The organism is Roseovarius mucosus (assembly GCF_002080415.1).
Classification (GTDB): domain Bacteria; phylum Pseudomonadota; class Alphaproteobacteria; order Rhodobacterales; family Rhodobacteraceae; genus Roseovarius; species Roseovarius mucosus_A.
On record NZ_CP020474.1, the window covers coordinates 234,892 to 247,914 of the forward strand.

The following is a 13,023-nucleotide window of genomic DNA, read 5'->3' on the forward strand; positions in this document are numbered from 1 at the left end:
TCAGGCACAGGCTCCTGTAGTCAGTTTCACGCCCCCATCAGGCAGCCGAACGGCTCCGCCCGAGGACAGTTTATAGGCGGTGATGTCAAGCAGTTGCTGCCGCTCCAACCCGGTCTGGATTTCAGCAGCCAGATAGTCTGGCTCGGTCACAAGGCGGCACCCCAAGGATTTTGCGGCCGCATCATAACGGGCAATACCCTCTGCGCCCACACCCTCTGGCGGCAAGGCACATCCGGCCAAAACTCCAAACGCGGCCAGTGCCGCAAGACGCACCATGATCATAGGGCACACACCTCTTGTGAAATCGAGGCGGAGATATGATTGGTGTTCGTCACCACCTCCCCCTCTTGAAAAATCCTGCCGATGACCAGATGCAGCCCCGTGTCGGCCAACCCGGCCTCTGGTACCCTCTTGCTGGGCTGAGAGGGCGATAGGTGACCGGCGCGCGCGCCACGCGCACCCGCGAAATCAGCGACCGGCGCGCAAACCGTCAGCGTATCAAAACCGCTCATGACCCCTGCCCAATCGCCAAAACCGTTACACCGAACACGATCAAAGCTGCGATTCCCGCGCCGATGTGTTTGCTCACCGCCTGCCCCGCACGGGCGTAGATCCAGGAATCATGAAACGCCATATAGGCGAACGCCGCGAAAAGAAGCGCGATCACCTTTAAATCCCCGTACACAGTCGCCCCGACCGCAAGCACCAGCATTGCCACATAGCGATTGGCCATCACCTGCGGCAGTTGCTCGGCGCGATGGCTTGTTGCCACCATGCCTGCCACCGGGTCGCGCAGGAACAGGGCCGCCAACGTCCCCGTCACCAGCACTCCCGCGCCCGAAAGCGCTATGGCAAGACTCGCCCAGCTCATTACCGGTCGATCTCCCCAAAGACGACGTCCATCGTCCCGATGATCGCCGCCACATCGGCCAGTTGATGCCCTTTGGCGACATGGTCCATCGCCTGCAAATGCAAAAACCCCGGCGCGCGCAGCTTGGCGCGGTAAGGGCGGTTGGTGCCATCCGCGACCAGATACACGCCAAACTCACCCTTGGGGGCCTCGACAGCGGCATAAACCTCGCCCTCAGGCACGCGGAAGCCTTCGGTATAGAGCTTGAAGTGGTGAATAAGCGCTTCCATCGAGCGCTTCATCTCAGCGCGCGCAGGCGGGGTGATCTTGCCCCGCGCCAGAATATCGCCCTGCCCCTCGGGCGCGCGCAATTTGGCAATCGCCTGATGGATGATCCGCAGGGATTGGCGCATTTCTTCCATCCGGCACAGATAGCGATCATAGCAGTCGCCATTCTTGCCCACCGGAATGAGGAAATCGAACTCGTCATAGCACTCATAGGGCTGCGCGCGGCGCAAATCCCACGCCATGCCAGACCCGCGCACCATCACACCGCTAAAGCCCCAATCAAGCGCCTCTTGCTGGCTGATAATGCCAATATCAGCATTGCGTTGCTTGAAGATGCGGTTTTCGGTCAAAAGCCCGTCGATATCATCCAGCACGCGGGGGAATTCATTGGCCCAGGTCTCGATATCGTCGATCAACGCCGGCGGCAGATCCTGATGCACGCCACCGGGGCGGAAATAGGCCGCGTGCAAACGCGCGCCGCAGGCCCGCTCATAGAACACCATCAGCTTTTCGCGCTCTTCAAAGCCCCAGAGCGGCGGCGTCAGCGCGCCCACATCCATCGCCTGCGTGGTGACATTCAACAGGTGATTAAGAACCCGCCCAATCTCGCAATACAGCACCCGAATAAGGCTCGCGCGGCGCGGCACCTCGACCCCGGTCAGCTTTTCGATGGCCAGACACCAGGCATGTTCCTGATTCATCGGCGCCACATAATCCAGCCGGTCAAAATAAGGCAGGTTTTGCAGATAGGTGCGGCTCTCCATCAGCTTTTCGGTGCCGCGATGCAGCAGGCCGATATGCGGATCACAGCGCTCCACCAACTCGCCGTCCAGCTCCAACACCAGACGCAAAACGCCATGTGCTGCAGGGTGTTGCGGCCCAAAGTTGATGTTGAAATTGCGGATCTTCTGCTCGCCGGTCAGGGCGTCATCGAAACCTTTGCTGCCGTCCATCACTTCGCCCCCTTCTCATCACCGGGCAGGATGTATTCGGCACCCTCCCACGGGCTCATGAAATCGAACTGCCGGTATTCCTGCACCAGGCTCACAGGCTCATAAACCACGCGCTTTTGCACCTCGTCATAGCGCACTTCGGTATAGCCCGTGGTCGGGAAATCCTTGCGCAGCGGATGCCCGCGAAACCCGTAATCGGTCAGGATACGCCGCAAATCCGGGTGGCCAGAAAAGAGGATCCCAAACATATCAAACACTTCGCGCTCGAACCAATTGGCCGCCGGATAGGCCTCGGTGATCGAGGGTACCATATCTTCATCACGCACAGCCACGCGCAAACGGATGCGGTGGTTCTGATACATGCTGAGGAAATGATAGACGACATCGAACCGCTTGGCCCGGTCGGGGTAATCCACCGCCGTAATATCCACCAGCGTGGAAAAGGCACAGTTCTGGTCGGTTTTCAGAAACTCCGCCAACCCATCAATATGGTTCAGCGCCACATCCACCGTCAATTCGCCAAAGGCGACATCCCAGCCCAGCACACAATCGCCGCGCTTATGCTCGATATAGCCGCCAAGTTCCTTGAGTGTTGCGCTCATCTGACAATCGTCCCCGTGCGGCGAATCTTGCGTTGCAATTGCAGGATACCGTAAACCAGCGCCTCGGCGGTCGGCGGGCAACCCGGCACATAGATATCAACCGGCACGATGCGGTCGCAGCCGCGCACAACGCTATAGCTGTAGTGGTAATAGCCGCCGCCATTGGCACAGGAACCCATCGAGATCACATACCGCGGCTCGGGCATCTGGTCATAGACCTTGCGCAGCGCCGGGGCCATCTTGTTGGTCAGCGTTCCCGCCACGATCATCACATCCGATTGACGTGGGCTGGCGCGCGGCGCAAAGCCAAAGCGCTCCACATCATAGCGCGGCATGGCGGTGTGCATCATCTCGACCGCGCAGCAGGCCAGACCAAAGGTCATCCAGTGCAACGACCCGGTGCGCGCCCAATTGATGATATCCTCGGTCGAGGTCAGCAGAAAACCTTTGTCCTGCAACTCGGCATTCAGCGCTTGCGTTGCAACCTCGCGATCCGGCCCTGCGGTATGGGCACCCGTCATCACTGCCATTCCATCGCTCCTTTGCGCCATTCATAGGCAAACCCGGCGGTCAGCACGGCCAGAAACACCATCATCGACCAGAACGCCGTCATGCTCAGATCCTGAAACGCGACAGCCCATGGAAACAGCAGCGCAATTTCGAGGTCGAAAATGATGAACAGGATCGACACGAGGTAGAATCGCACGTCGAACTTCATCCGCGCATCGTCAAAGGCGTTAAAGCCGCATTCATACGCGCTGACCTTTTCGGGATCGGGGTTGCGCACGGCCAGAACAACGGCGGCGAGGATCAGAACAAGGCCCAATCCAATGGCAACGGCCAGGAAAACGAGGATGGGAAGGTATTCCCTCAGCATCTCTTCCACGAGGTGGCTCCTTTCATGCGCATGGATCGGCGCATCAAGATGGCTGCATGACTACGCCGGGTTTAAACCCGCCCCGGTCAGGGGTCAACCGAGCGCGCGCAGGTTTGCCCCCCCCAAACGCCGGATTTTCGCGTTTTGCATGCGACGGTATGCCGAATAAGCCCAGAAAACTCCGCAGAGCAGCGTTTTCACATGCCGGAACGCGGCAAATCCGCGCGACTCAGCCCTGCCAGTGCGGTTTGCGTCGCTCGAAAAAAGCCCCGATGCCTTCGCGTGCCTCCGCCCCTTCCCAGCAGTCCGTCAGCGCGCTGATCGTCATGGCAATCGTATCCTCGTCAATGCGCGGACCAAGCGCGCGCACCAACGCCTTGGCCTGCCCAACAGCACCCGGCGCGCAGTCAAGATAGGGCGCCACTTCCGCCTCAACAGCGGCCTCTAGGTCCGCTTCGGGCACCGCCCGCGCCAATAGGCCAAGCTGCACCGCCTCGGCGGCATCGAACCGGCGGCCAGACATGAAAACGCGCCGCGCGCGGGCCGCCCCCATCCGCGCCACCACATAAGGGCCAATCGTGGCCGGGATCAGCCCAAGACGCGTCTCGGTCAGCGCCATCAGCGCGTGATCCGCCCCAATCGCCACATCGCAAACGCTCATCAGGCCGATACCGCCGCCAAAGGCATTCCCCTGCACCCGGCCAATCAATGGCTTGGGCATCGAATCGAGCGCGCGCAGCATCTGCGCCAGCTTGGCGGCCTCACACCCGCGCTGCACGGGTTCGGCGTCGAACTGATCGCGCATCCAGCCCAGATCGCCCCCCGCACAAAATGTCTTGCCGCGCGCCGCCAGAACAACAACCCGCACGCCGTCATCCGCACCCAGTGCTTCGGCGGCCTCATGCAATTCCGCAATCATCTGCGCCGACAGGGCATTGTGCTTGTCTTCCCGCGCCAGCGTAAGGGTTGCCACCCCCCGCGCGTCTCTCTCGATGCTGATCGTCTCGCTCATCGCCATCCCCTTGTCACGAGTCTTGCCCCGCACCGCGCATCGCCCGCGCCATATCTGCCGCCCGCGCCAACACGCCCGCATCCAGCCCCGTCTCATACCCAAGCGCCGCAAGCCGCGCATGAACGGCTTCAGTGGCCACATTTCCCGCCGCACCCGGCGCATAGGGACACCCCCCAAGACCGCCCACAGCCGCATCGAACACCCGCACCCCCTGCGCCAAGGCCACCTCGATATTCTCAAGGGCACGGCCCGACGTATCGTGGAAATGCCCCGCCAAACGCTCCACCGGCACCACCTCGGCAACCGCCGCCAGCATCGCGGCAACCGCCTCGGGGCTGCCGCGCCCGATGGTGTCGCCAAGGCTGATCTCGTAACACCCCATCGCCCAAAGCGCCTCGGCCACCCGCGCCACTTCGGACGGGGCCACTGGCCCGTCATAGGGGCACTCGACCACACAAGACACATAGCCCCGCACCCTCAGCCCTTCGGCCCCCGCTGCCGCCATCACCGGCGCGAACCGTGCAAGGCTTTCGTCAATCGTGGCGTTAATATTGGCCCGCGAGAACCCCTCTGACGCAGAACCAAAGATCGCCACCTCATCTGCCCCCGCCTCGAGCGCATCGTGAAGCCCGCGCATATTCGGTGCAAGTGCTGCATAGCGCACCCCCGGCGCGCGCCGAATACCGCGCAGCACCTCGCCCGAATCCGCCATCTGTGGCACCCATTTGGGGCTGACGAAACTTGCCACTTCGATCCGCGCAAAGCCAGCATCGCTCAGACAATCCACCAGAGCGATCTTGTCTCGCGTGGGAATGTGCCGCGCCTCGTTCTGCAACCCGTCTCGCGGACCAACCTCGAAAATCTCGACACGCGCGCCCATCATGCCCCCTCCGGCACCGGATAAAACTCTTGGGTATAGAGATCCTGCACCCCGTCCCGCGCCTTGGCCCGCACATAGGCAGGCCGCGCGCGCAATCGTGCCCAATAGGCCATAAGGCGCGGATAAGCGTCCAGATCAACGTAATATCGCGCCAATTCAAACCCATAGGCAAACATCACATCCGCCGCCGAAAAGCCGGAAGGCAACAGATACTCCTCTTCCATCCGCGCCTCCATCGCCGCAAGGCTGGCGCGCAGGCGGGCATTCAGCAGCTTGACCACCACCGGCGCGGGCTGCGCGGGCGGGCGCAAAAAGACCTGATTGAGATTAAGGTTTTCCAAAAGACACCCCACCGTTTCGGCATAGCCGAAAATCTCCAGACACCGCGCCCGTTCCGCACTCCCTAGCGCAGGCATCAAGCCAGCCTCCGGATAGGTCTCGCACAAAAGCTGCACAATCGCGCCGCTCTCGAACCAGACCGCACGCTGATGCTCCAGCACCGGCACGCGACCGGCAGGCGACAGCGCCAGAAACTCCGCGCTGCGCATCGAGCCGTCGCGGATCGAATAATACGCGACCTGATAGTCCAGCCCCAGCTCCTCCAAAAGCCACATGACCCGCAGCGACCGCGCCAGCGGCACATGATGAAGCCGGATCATGCGGCCTCCTCCTCCAGCCGCACCAACGCCGCCCCGGCGCTGACTTGATCCCCGGGCGCAACCAGCACCTCGGCCACCACACCATCGCGCGCGGCCAAAAGGCTGTGTTCCATCTTCATCGCCTCCAGCACCGCCAGCCGGTCGCCCTTCACCACCGCCTGCCCCGGCGTGGCATAGACCGCCTTGACCAGCCCCGGCATCGGGGCCTCGATCAACGTGGCATCACCCCCGGCGGCCCCCTCCCGCGCCAAGGGATCAACCAGATCAAAGACCAGCCCATAGCGTGCAAATACCGTGATCCGGTGGCCATCGACCGCCACTGCCGGTGCAGGCTGACCATCCAGCCGCCAACTGCCGCCCACATGCCGCGCCTCGACCCGCACGTCAGCAACCTGCAGATCATGCGCCGCAGCGCCCTGCGTGGCCACCCGCACCACGATCTCTGCACCGCCATGGATCAATCGCACCTCACGCTCCAGCGGGGCCCATAGAACAAAGCCCGCATCAGACGGCACGCCCTCCAGCAGCCCCAGCCCCGCCAGTGCGGCCAAGGCCACATGCTGCGGCCCCGCCTCAGGCACCACCACCAATGTCTCGATATCGCGCGCGATCAGCCCGGTATCAACCTGCCCCCCGGCAAAGCCCGCATGCCGCGCCAAGGCCCCCAGAAACCCAAGGTTCGTGACCGTGCCAGCCACTTCTGTGCCTTCCAGTGCTGCGGATAGACGCCGCAGCGCCACAGCGCGCGTCGGGCCATGGGTGATCACTTTGGCGATCATCGGATCATACCAAGGGCTGATCTCATCGCCCGCCCGCACGCCACTATCGGCGCGGGCCAGCGCCGGAAACTCCAGATGCGAGAGCCGCCCCGTCGCGGGCAAAAACCCCTTCGGTACATCCTCGGCATAAAGCCGCGCCTCAAAGGCATGGCCGTTGATCGTCAGTTCCTCTTGCTGCGCGGGCAGCCCCTCACCGGCCGCCACCCGCAATTGCCATTCGACCAGATCGACGCCGGTGATCGCCTCGGTCACCGGATGCTCCACCTGCAACCGGGTGTTCATCTCCATGAACCAGAACCGGTCGGCGCGCAGCCCGTCAGACCCATCGACGATAAACTCGACCGTGCCCGCCCCACTATAGCCAATCGCCTCTGCCGCGCGCACTGCCGCCTGTCCCATCGCCGCGCGCATCGCCTCGGTCATGCCGGGCGCGGGGGCCTCTTCGATCACCTTCTGATGCCGCCGTTGCAGCGAGCAGTCCCGCTCAAAAAGATGCACCGCGCGGCTGCCATCGCCAAACACCTGCACCTCGATATGCCGGGGCTTTTGGATGTATTTCTCGATCAGCACGGCGGCATTGCCAAAGGCCGTACGCGCCTCGCCCTGTGCACTTTCCAGAGCATCGGCAAAGTGCTCGGGCTGCTCGACCAGACGCATGCCCTTGCCGCCGCCGCCCGCCACGGCCTTGATCAGCACCGGATAGCCGATAGCCTCCGCCGCCCCGGCCAGATGCTCGGGGTCCTGATTGGCCCCGTGATAGCCCGGCACCACCGGCACGCCCGCCTGCTCCATCAGCACTTTCGCGGCATCCTTGAGGCCCATCGCCCGAATGGCCCGCGCCGATGGCCCGATAAAGACCAGCCCCGCCGCCGCGACCGCCTCAACGAAATCGGGGTTCTCACTCAGAAACCCATAGCCCGGATGAATGGCCTCAGCCCCAGCTTCCAGCGCCGCCGCAATGAGTGCCTCACCGCGCAAATAACTCTCCGCCGGGGCCGCGCCGCCGATCCATACCGCGCGGTCCGCCAACGCCACATGCGCCGCATCCCGGTCCGCGTCGGAATAGACCGCCACCACCTCGACGCCCATCGCCCGCGCCGTGCGCATGATCCGACAGGCAATTTCTCCCCGGTTCGCGATCAAGATACGTTCAAACATGGCGCGCGCCCCCGCATTCATCGGTCTTCAAATACTCAAATTCCACGGCTTGCCTCATTTTGATCCCTCTCAGCACCATCCCAGCCGCGCCTCGCCATCATAGGGTCGCGCCAATCCGCGCGAGATCATGGCGCGTGCCACTGGCACCCCGTCCGCCGAAGCAAAAACCAAGGCGCGACCATAATGATCGGTCCCTTCGCGGACAAATTTCAAATCTCTGGATGTCATCAGCATCCATCGCAACGCCCATTTCGCCCGAAGCGCGTTCTTGAACTCGGCCGCACATTTTGGCGAAAAGAACTCAGGCGTGTCGAACCCCGTCAAGCGCGCTTGAATCAACCCTCGGTTTGGGCAATAGAGGCGCAGTGTGTCTCCATCGGTCACACTCACCAGACGACACTTAGTGCTCTGCGCCCCGGTGAGCCCGATCAAACCGATCCGCACCGTCGCAACAGCATCCGCCCCAAGCGGCAGGATGACCAAGGCGACCGCTGCAGCCACCATCACACCGCGCCTGAAAAGCGCGGGATCAAGCAGCCGATCGCGCAACCTACGCCGCGCAGGACGCAACGGCGAGCGGTCGCGCGGGTTCGGCGGCGTTCCAACGTCCCATTTTGGATCTCGGCGCGGGCCCTTGTAAAGGCGGGTGATCTTGCCTTTTCGCATACGCCCCCTCACATCCGAAACACGCCAAAGCGCGTTTCTTCCACCGGGGCGTTGAGCGCCGCGCGCAAGGACAGCGCCAGCACATCGCGGCTTTTGCGTGGGTCCACGATCCCATCATCCCATAGCCGCGCCGACGCATAAAGCGGATGCGCCTGCCGCTCGAACATCTCGACCGTGGGGCGCTTGAACTCGGCCTCGTCCTCGGCCGACCAGGTGCCCCCCTTGCGCTCGATGGCGTCCCGCTTGACCGTGGCCAGCACCCCCGCCGCCTGCTCGCCGCCCATCACCGAAATGCGGGAATTCGGCCAGGACCACATGAAGCGTGGCTGATAGGCGCGCCCCGCCATGCCGTAATTGCCCGCGCCAAAACTGCCGCCCACCACCATGGTGATCTTGGGCACAGAGGTCGTCGCTACAGCCGTCACCATCTTGGCCCCGTGACGCGCGATGCCCTCGTTCTCATATTTGCGACCCACCATGAAACCAGTGATATTTTGCAAAAAGATCAGGGGTATACGCCGCTGGCTGCACAATTCTACGAAATGCGCACCCTTTTGGGCAGCCTCTGAGAACAAGACGCCATTATTGGCTATGATCCCCACTGGACAGCCCTTGATATGGGCAAAGCCCGTAACCAGCGTCTCGCCGAACCGCGCCTTGAACTCATCCAGACGCGAGCCATCGACGACGCGCGCAATCACCTCGCGGATGTCATAGGGCGTGCGCAGATCAGCAGGCACGACGCCCAGCAAGTCCTCGGGGTCATAGGCCGGCTCCTCGGGTGCCTCCCACTGTAGGGTGGGTGCCAACCCAACGCCCAGCGATCCCACAGCGCGCCGCGCCAATGCCAGCGCATGCCCGTCATCCTCGGCCAGATAATCCGCGACACCCGACAGGCGCGTATGCACATCGCCGCCGCCCAGATCCTCGGCGCTGACCACCTCGCCCGTCGCGGCCTTGACCAATGGGGGCCCGGCCAAAAAGATCGTCCCCTGATCGCGCACGATAATGGTGACATCGCTCATCGCGGGCACATAGGCACCGCCTGCGGTGCAACTGCCCATCACCACCGCGATTTGCGCGATGCCTTTCGCGCTCATCCGCGCCTGATTGTAGAAAATCCGCCCGAAATGGTCGCGGTCCGGGAAAACCTCATCCTGATTGGGCAGGTTGGCACCACCGCTATCTACCAGATAGACGCAAGGCAGATGGCATTCCTCGGCGATCTCCTGCGCGCGCAGGTGCTTCTTGACCGTCATGGGATAATAGGTGCCGCCCTTCACAGTGGCGTCATTGCACACCACCATCACCTCGCGCCCCATGACGCGCCCGACGCCGGCAATCACGCCCGCACAGGGTGCCGCACCCTCATAAAGCCCATGCGCCGCCGTGGCCCCCACCTCTAGAAACGGGCTGCCGGGATCAAGCAATCCCGCCACCCGGTCGCGGGGCAGCATCTTGCCGCGTGACACATGCCGCTCGCGGGCCTGCGCACCGCCCCCCGCCGCCGCCCATTCGGCAGCCTCGCGCACCACGCGCAACGCCTCCAGATGCCCGGCCCGATTGGCCTTGAACGCCTCAGACCCCGTCAGAACCGATGATGTCAAACGCATAGAGCCTCTCCCTGCCTTGGCACGATTGTTGCAAATATACCGCGCCCTCGCGGCCAAGGGCCTACTTGACCCATATCAAAGTTTTCCGAGTCGAATGCGCGCATACCGCCCCTTGTAAGAACAAGAGTGGACAGACCATGAAACATTTTACCGCCCTCACCCTTTCGGCTCTGCTTGCCTCTGCGGCAGTTCCGGCCTTCGCCCAGGAAAAGGGCGACTTCCTGCTCGGCCTCGGTCTTGGCTGGATCGAACCCGATAGCGCCACGACAACCGCCGTGGGCCGCGTGAGCGCCGATGGCGCGCTCAGCCCGACGATCACGGTGGAATACTTCATTGCCAAGAATGTCGGCATCGAGCTTTTGGCCTCGCTGCCCTTCGAGCATGACGTCGACCTCGCCGGTGCCGGTCAGGTTGGCGAGGTCAAGCACCTGCCGCCGACCCTCTCGCTGCAATACCACTTCACCAATTCCAGCGCCTTCACCCCCTTCGTCGGCGTCGGCGTCAACTACACCTACTTCTTCGATGAAAAAGGCAAAGGTCCGCTGGCCGGTGTCTCGCTTGACCTCGACGACTCTTGGGGTCTCGCGCTGCACGCAGGTGCCGATTACGCCATCAGCGAGAAATCCGCTGTGCGTCTTGATGTGCGCTACATCGACATCGAAACCGACGTCAAAGTTGGCGGCGCGCAGATCGGCAAGGTCAAGATCGACCCGTGGGTCTTCAACGTCGCCTATGTGATGAAATTCTGATCCCCTCCCAAATTGGATCGGACACTGAGGGCTGGCACATACGCCAGCCCTTTTTTCATGATCAACGCGCATCACGTCTGCCCCTCCGCCACCGCCCGCGCCTTCAGGTCCTTGCGGATGACCTTGCCGGTCACGGTCATGGGCAGCGCGTCGAGAAAGGCAATCTCGCGCGGATAGGAATAGCCCGCCAACCGCCCTTTGACGTGATCCTGTAGCGCCCGCGTCAGCGCCTCGGACGGTGCGTGACCCGGTTTCAAGACCACATAGGCTTTGACAATTTCGGTGCGCAGGGCACAGGGCTTGCCCACCACGCCCACGGTCGCCACAGCCGGATGGGTCAGCAGGCAATCTTCGATCTCCGCCGGTCCGATCCGATAGCCCGCACTCGTGATCACATCGTCCTCGCGGCCCACAAAGCGGATATGCCCGCCCTCGATCACCCCTCGGTCGCCGGTCAGCAACCAATCCCCACGGAATTTCTCTGCTGTCTCACGCGGTCTTTGCCAATACTCCAGCATCATCGAGGCGGAACCACGCCGCACCGCAATCTCGCCCTCGCTCTCCGTCATGGCACCCTCGGCATCAATCACCGCCACATCATGCCCCGGCACCGCGCGCCCCAGACTGCCCGGCACCGCCGGATAGAGCGCCGCACAAGACGTGCCCACCATATTGCATTCGGTCTGGCCGTAAAACTCGTTGATGGTCACGCCAAAGGCGCGGCGCCCCCACTCCAGCATTTCAGCCCCGAGCGGCTCGCCGCCGCTGGCAACACTGCGCAGGCCCGCGATGCGCGCCTCAGCAGCCCTGAGCATCCGCAGCGCAGTGGGCGGAAAAAACACATTTTTAACAGAGCCTTGCGATATGATGCTCGCGCAGTCTTCAGGCGAGAACTTGGCCATGCGCGCCGCCACCACCGGCACACCAATCGCCAAGCCCGGCATCAGCACATCAAACAGCCCGCCGATCCACGCCCAATCTGCGGGCGTCCAAAGACAATCGCCAGGTTGACCCAGAAAATCATGGCTCATCTCGACGCCGGGCAAATGCCCGGTCAGCAGGCGGTGCGCATGCAGCGCGCCCTTGGGGCTGCCCGTGGTGCCGCTGGTATAGATCAGCACGGCGGGCTCTTCGGCCCCTGTGTCCACGGTTGCGAATCGTCCCTCAGGCAGTGCCTCCTGCTCAGGTATAAGCGGTGTCACCCCCGGCAAGGCGCGCAGCATCGCAGCACCTTCGACATCGGTCACAACCACCTTGGCCCCCGCATCGCCCACCCGGCTGACCAGCGCATCCTCCTTGAAGAGCTTGAAGAGCGGGGTCGAAATCGCGCCAATCTTCCAGATCGCAATATGCGCAGCCGCACACCAGCCACCTTGGCTGCGCAGCACGCCCACCCGGTCGCCGCGCTGCACTCCGCGCGCCACCAAAATATGCGCCAGCCCATCCGCCATGATGCGCAGCGCGCCATAAGTCACATCACGCGGCCCCTCGCCCGACAGATCAATGATCGCCACGCGCTTCGGCTCTGCCTCGGCCCAACTGTCACAGACCTGCGCCGCCATGTTCAGACGCGCCGGGATGCTCCACCGAAACCCATCACAAAGCTGCGCGTAGGGCGCAGACCGCAGCAAAGGGCGCATCCCGCTCATGATGTCACCTCCGCCACATTCACATGCGCCACCCGCCCATAGGCATCGACGAAATATTCATAGCGCCCGCACACCACCACCAACCACAGATCGGCGCTGGTTGCCGGGCGCGCCGCGCAATCGCTGCGCAACGCCCCTTGCCCCGCCTCTTCCAGATATCGGGCGGCGACCCGCTCGATCACCGCGGTCTCGGTCGTCAACACCGCCCGCCCCCCGAGCAAAAGCCCGATGCCAGCCACCGCCGCAATCAGCGCCAGCACCGGCACAAAGAACAGACGGCGCGGCATG

The 13,023-nt window shown here is 63.0% G+C and carries 16 protein-coding genes; 1 reads left to right on the forward strand and 15 read right to left on the reverse strand.

What is annotated here, in order from left to right; translation table 11 throughout:
• From ROSMUCSMR3_RS01160 to ROSMUCSMR3_RS01220, 13 genes are all read right to left on the reverse strand, one after another.
• Entirely contained in the window at positions 1 to 282 is a 282-nt protein-coding gene (locus tag ROSMUCSMR3_RS01160; protein ID WP_008280997.1) for a hypothetical protein, read from the reverse strand.
• Positions 279 to 512 (reverse strand): hypothetical protein, encoded by a 234-nt coding sequence (locus ROSMUCSMR3_RS01165; RefSeq protein ID WP_081506179.1) that lies wholly within the window; start codon positions 510 to 512, stop codon positions 279 to 281. The genes ROSMUCSMR3_RS01160 and ROSMUCSMR3_RS01165 overlap by 4 nt, the downstream gene beginning before the upstream one ends.
• A complete protein-coding gene (locus ROSMUCSMR3_RS01170; RefSeq protein ID WP_081506180.1) occupies positions 509 to 871 on the reverse strand; it encodes a hypothetical protein in 363 nt (120 codons plus the stop codon). Before ROSMUCSMR3_RS01170 ends, ROSMUCSMR3_RS01165 begins: the two co-directional genes overlap by 4 nt.
• Complete coding sequence (locus ROSMUCSMR3_RS01175) at positions 871 to 2,091, reverse strand: NADH-quinone oxidoreductase subunit D (protein WP_008281000.1); 1,221 nt, start codon at positions 2,089 to 2,091, stop codon at positions 871 to 873. Before ROSMUCSMR3_RS01175 ends, ROSMUCSMR3_RS01170 begins: the two co-directional genes overlap by 1 nt.
• Positions 2,091 to 2,693, reverse strand: coding sequence for an NADH-quinone oxidoreductase subunit C (locus tag ROSMUCSMR3_RS01180; protein ID WP_008281001.1), 603 nt, complete (start codon positions 2,691 to 2,693; stop codon positions 2,091 to 2,093). The genes ROSMUCSMR3_RS01175 and ROSMUCSMR3_RS01180 overlap by 1 nt, the downstream gene beginning before the upstream one ends.
• The gene (locus ROSMUCSMR3_RS01185) at positions 2,690 to 3,223 is read right to left on the reverse strand and encodes a NuoB/complex I 20 kDa subunit family protein (RefSeq protein ID WP_008281002.1); all 534 of its coding nucleotides are present in this window, start codon (positions 3,221 to 3,223) and stop codon (positions 2,690 to 2,692) included. The genes ROSMUCSMR3_RS01180 and ROSMUCSMR3_RS01185 overlap by 4 nt, the downstream gene beginning before the upstream one ends.
• The gene (locus tag ROSMUCSMR3_RS01190) at positions 3,214 to 3,579 is read right to left on the reverse strand and encodes an NADH-quinone oxidoreductase subunit A (protein WP_037297635.1); all 366 of its coding nucleotides are present in this window, start codon (positions 3,577 to 3,579) and stop codon (positions 3,214 to 3,216) included. Before ROSMUCSMR3_RS01190 ends, ROSMUCSMR3_RS01185 begins: the two co-directional genes overlap by 10 nt.
• A 220-nt stretch (positions 3,580 to 3,799) precedes the next feature.
• Positions 3,800 to 4,582, reverse strand: a complete 783-nt coding sequence (locus ROSMUCSMR3_RS01195) for a crotonase/enoyl-CoA hydratase family protein (RefSeq protein ID WP_081506181.1) — start codon at positions 4,580 to 4,582, stop codon at positions 3,800 to 3,802.
• Between the two features lie 13 nt (positions 4,583 to 4,595).
• A complete protein-coding gene (locus ROSMUCSMR3_RS01200; protein WP_081508512.1) occupies positions 4,596 to 5,462 on the reverse strand; it encodes a hydroxymethylglutaryl-CoA lyase in 867 nt (288 codons plus the stop codon).
• Positions 5,462 to 6,121, reverse strand: a complete 660-nt coding sequence (locus ROSMUCSMR3_RS01205; RefSeq protein ID WP_081506182.1) for a glutathione S-transferase family protein — start codon at positions 6,119 to 6,121, stop codon at positions 5,462 to 5,464. Before ROSMUCSMR3_RS01205 ends, ROSMUCSMR3_RS01200 begins: the two co-directional genes overlap by 1 nt.
• Positions 6,118 to 8,058, reverse strand: coding sequence for an acetyl/propionyl/methylcrotonyl-CoA carboxylase subunit alpha (locus tag ROSMUCSMR3_RS01210; RefSeq protein ID WP_081508513.1), 1,941 nt, complete (start codon positions 8,056 to 8,058; stop codon positions 6,118 to 6,120). Before ROSMUCSMR3_RS01210 ends, ROSMUCSMR3_RS01205 begins: the two co-directional genes overlap by 4 nt.
• Before the next feature lie 69 nt (positions 8,059 to 8,127).
• Positions 8,128 to 8,562, reverse strand: a complete 435-nt coding sequence (locus tag ROSMUCSMR3_RS01215; protein WP_217521282.1) for a thermonuclease family protein — start codon at positions 8,560 to 8,562, stop codon at positions 8,128 to 8,130.
• A gap of 170 nt (positions 8,563 to 8,732) precedes the next feature.
• On the reverse strand, positions 8,733 to 10,337 hold the full coding sequence (locus ROSMUCSMR3_RS01220; RefSeq protein ID WP_081506184.1) for a carboxyl transferase domain-containing protein: 1,605 nt from the start codon (positions 10,335 to 10,337) through the stop codon (positions 8,733 to 8,735).
• Between the two features lie 137 nt (positions 10,338 to 10,474).
• Here ROSMUCSMR3_RS01220 and ROSMUCSMR3_RS01225 point away from each other — a divergent pair, with 137 nt between their 5' ends.
• A complete protein-coding gene (locus tag ROSMUCSMR3_RS01225; protein WP_008281010.1) occupies positions 10,475 to 11,086 on the forward strand; it encodes an OmpW/AlkL family protein in 612 nt (203 codons plus the stop codon).
• A 71-nt stretch (positions 11,087 to 11,157) separates the two neighbouring features.
• Here the strand turns inward: ROSMUCSMR3_RS01225 and ROSMUCSMR3_RS01230 are convergent, their stop codons facing one another.
• Together ROSMUCSMR3_RS01230 and ROSMUCSMR3_RS01235 are read right to left on the reverse strand one after the other, a co-directional pair.
• Positions 11,158 to 12,726, reverse strand: coding sequence for an AMP-binding protein (locus tag ROSMUCSMR3_RS01230; RefSeq protein ID WP_081508514.1), 1,569 nt, complete (start codon positions 12,724 to 12,726; stop codon positions 11,158 to 11,160).
• Between the two features lie 5 nt (positions 12,727 to 12,731).
• Complete coding sequence (locus ROSMUCSMR3_RS01235) at positions 12,732 to 13,022, reverse strand: hypothetical protein (RefSeq protein ID WP_008281012.1); 291 nt, start codon at positions 13,020 to 13,022, stop codon at positions 12,732 to 12,734.
• Between the last annotated feature and the right edge of the window lies 1 nt (position 13,023).

Coding starts and splice junctions, on each gene's coding strand:
- ROSMUCSMR3_RS01185 (WP_008281002.1), bottom strand. CDS start 3,223: ATGGCAGTGATGACGGGTGCCCATACCGCAGGGCCGGATCGCGAGGTT.
- ROSMUCSMR3_RS01170 (WP_081506180.1), bottom strand. CDS start 871: ATGAGCTGGGCGAGTCTTGCCATAGCGCTTTCGGGCGCGGGAGTGCTG.
- ROSMUCSMR3_RS01230 (WP_081508514.1), bottom strand. CDS start 12,726: ATGCGCCCTTTGCTGCGGTCTGCGCCCTACGCGCAGCTTTGTGATGGG.
- ROSMUCSMR3_RS01175 (WP_008281000.1), bottom strand. CDS start 2,091: ATGGACGGCAGCAAAGGTTTCGATGACGCCCTGACCGGCGAGCAGAAG.
- ROSMUCSMR3_RS01200 (WP_081508512.1), bottom strand. CDS start 5,462: ATGGGCGCGCGTGTCGAGATTTTCGAGGTTGGTCCGCGAGACGGGTTG.
- ROSMUCSMR3_RS01195 (WP_081506181.1), bottom strand. CDS start 4,582: ATGAGCGAGACGATCAGCATCGAGAGAGACGCGCGGGGGGTGGCAACC.
- ROSMUCSMR3_RS01225 (WP_008281010.1), top strand. CDS start 10,475: ATGAAACATTTTACCGCCCTCACCCTTTCGGCTCTGCTTGCCTCTGCG.
- ROSMUCSMR3_RS01235 (WP_008281012.1), bottom strand. CDS start 13,022: ATGCCGCGCCGTCTGTTCTTTGTGCCGGTGCTGGCGCTGATTGCGGCG.
- ROSMUCSMR3_RS01220 (WP_081506184.1), bottom strand. CDS start 10,337: ATGCGTTTGACATCATCGGTTCTGACGGGGTCTGAGGCGTTCAAGGCC.
- ROSMUCSMR3_RS01215 (WP_217521282.1), bottom strand. CDS start 8,562: ATGGTGGCTGCAGCGGTCGCCTTGGTCATCCTGCCGCTTGGGGCGGAT.
- ROSMUCSMR3_RS01160 (WP_008280997.1), bottom strand. CDS start 282: ATGATCATGGTGCGTCTTGCGGCACTGGCCGCGTTTGGAGTTTTGGCC.
- ROSMUCSMR3_RS01205 (WP_081506182.1), bottom strand. CDS start 6,121: ATGATCCGGCTTCATCATGTGCCGCTGGCGCGGTCGCTGCGGGTCATG.
- ROSMUCSMR3_RS01180 (WP_008281001.1), bottom strand. CDS start 2,693: ATGAGCGCAACACTCAAGGAACTTGGCGGCTATATCGAGCATAAGCGC.
- ROSMUCSMR3_RS01210 (WP_081508513.1), bottom strand. CDS start 8,058: ATGTTTGAACGTATCTTGATCGCGAACCGGGGAGAAATTGCCTGTCGG.
- ROSMUCSMR3_RS01165 (WP_081506179.1), bottom strand. CDS start 512: ATGAGCGGTTTTGATACGCTGACGGTTTGCGCGCCGGTCGCTGATTTC.